The sequence below is a fragment of the Vibrio sp. 378 genome (genome assembly GCF_033339435.1).
Window position 1 is genome coordinate 1 of record NZ_JAWOUO010000104.1, and the last position, 1,229, is coordinate 1,229.

1 protein-coding gene and 1 pseudogene are annotated in these 1,229 nt (G+C 48.8%); both read right to left on the bottom strand.

Annotated features, from left to right (window positions below; genetic code table 11):
- A partial coding sequence (trhA, locus tag R7Q48_RS24390) for a PAQR family membrane homeostasis protein TrhA (RefSeq protein WP_318132679.1) occupies positions 1–281 on the bottom strand: 281 nt, incomplete at its 3' end.
- 72 nt (positions 282–353) lie between these two features.
- Positions 354–1,221: pseudogene (locus R7Q48_RS24395) on the bottom strand (sporulation protein).
- Positions 1,222–1,229: the final 8 nt, after the last annotated feature.

Below are 1,229 nucleotides of genomic sequence, written 5' to 3' on the forward strand. Positions count from 1 at the left end.
GCAATAAGCAGATAAATAGCGCAATGGTCGAAGGTTTTCAGCCAGCGTTTCGCTTTAGGATGAGGGATCGCGTGGTACAGCGTTGAGGCTAAAAACAGCACAATAATACTGGAGCCGTAGATCGCCATGCTTGTCACGGTCAATGTGTCAGCTTGGTGGTTTGTCGCTTTGATTAACAACAGGATTAACCCGACAATGCCGAAAATCATCCCAATACCGTGCGTGATGGTGTTGGCGAGCTCTTCACTTTGACTGTATTGAGGTTTCTGCGGTGAGGACATCAATGCGCCTATACTAGAGTTTTGAATATTCGCTCTAGTATGGCACATTAAGCTTACACGTGTAAGCTTAAATTAAGACTCGTGAATCGCGGTCGTTTGGTCGAGGTAATTGAGGACAAGCTCACCCACGTCTTCCAGGTTTGTTGTCACCGGAATACACAGTTCGCGCTTGAGTTTTCCACTGCCAAGCAAGCTGGCAAGCATACCGCGAGAGCCACTGCGAGTGCGGTCAATCTCAAACCAAAGCTTGAGGTTTTGCTCATCACGATGCGCGACAAACTCTAACTCGCGCCATACGCCATGATATGGGCCATCAGTGGGCACCATTTCAAACTCTTGTACAAATGGCAGTTCGAATGTGGAGAGGTAAAAGGTTTCGAACTGCCATTTCAAACTCTTGTACAAATGGCAGTTCGAAACCTTTTACCTCTTCACATTCGACTTGGCGAATACGCAAGCCTTGGGCTTCAAACGCTGACAATATGGCATCCATAAGTGGGTCGGGTCTAACGGTGAGAATGTCTTTGTCGGTAGGGTCAAGCGCCATCGCCACATCTAAGCCGGTTTCTAGCCAGACTTTTGCATCGCCGATGGTCACTGGTGTGTTCCAAGGCACGTCGAGTTTGACGTCGAAGGTGCGCTCTTCACCAGGATGAATCGTAAAGGCGTACGGGAGATTCCATTTCGCCAAGACATGCGTTTGCGGTACTCGACGCATGCTGTGCCCTTCTCGCGCACCACGGTCGTCCGGAGCCTCTGCGATGTAGCGGCAACAAAGCTTCATATCGATATTATCGATCGCTTGTTCTGTCGCGCCACCATAAACGTGAATAGAAACATCCACACTTTGACCGGGATAAAGCACATCCTGATTTAGAATCGAATCTACCTTAGCGCTGCCGATCCCAAAGCTCGCAAGTGTCTTCTTCAAAAATGACATATGCACCT